This window comes from Stenotrophomonas lacuserhaii (genome assembly GCF_039674585.1).
GTDB lineage: Bacteria > Pseudomonadota > Gammaproteobacteria > Xanthomonadales > Xanthomonadaceae > Stenotrophomonas > Stenotrophomonas pennii_A.
This window is the reverse complement of sequence record NZ_JBDJNU010000086.1, coordinates 1-542: the sequence shown is the minus strand read 5'-3', so window position 1 is coordinate 542 and position 542 is coordinate 1. Positions and strand designations below refer to the sequence as shown.

The window sequence follows — 542 nt, the reverse complement described above, 5'->3', positions numbered from 1 at the left end:
CCGGCGGATTGAACTGACCCCCTGAATTTGGACAGGCATCCAATTTTCGAGGGAAAAGTGACCAAGTACGATGAGCAGTTCAGACTGAAGCTTGCGCGAGAAGGAGCTGACGATGGCGTCGGCATCAGGCAACTGGTGCACAAGTACGGCGTCGACCATTCGATTCTCCGACGATGGATAAGCATGTACCGCATCCATGGTGCGGAGTGCTTTCAGAAAATGCGAAATAAGTACGACGCCGACTTTAAGATGTCCGTCTTACAGCGGGTAAAGGAAGAAGGCCTTTCAGGGCGACAAGCGATGGCAATCTTCAGACTCGGCGGCCCAGGCTTGGTCCTGAAATGGCAGCGCCTGTATGATCTTGGAGGGATTGAAGCGCTTAAATTACAGGACACAAGCAGGTCTCGAATGCCAGGCAAGAAAAAGACCGCGCGAAAGCCGATTCAGGACCTGACTCATGCGGAGCTCATTGAAGAAGTCGCGTACCTGCGTGCGGAGACCGATTTCTTAAAAAAAATCGATGCCTTGATCCAGGAAGAGCA

Annotated in this window: 1 protein-coding gene; it reads left to right on the top strand. The window is 52.2% G+C overall.

Translation table 11 applies throughout. The features are described 5' to 3' along the window. Positions 1–183: 183 nt before the first annotated feature. Positions 184–542, top strand: a 359-nt coding sequence (locus ABE522_RS17470; protein ID WP_346592786.1) for a helix-turn-helix domain-containing protein, incomplete at its 3' end; no start/stop codon positions are given.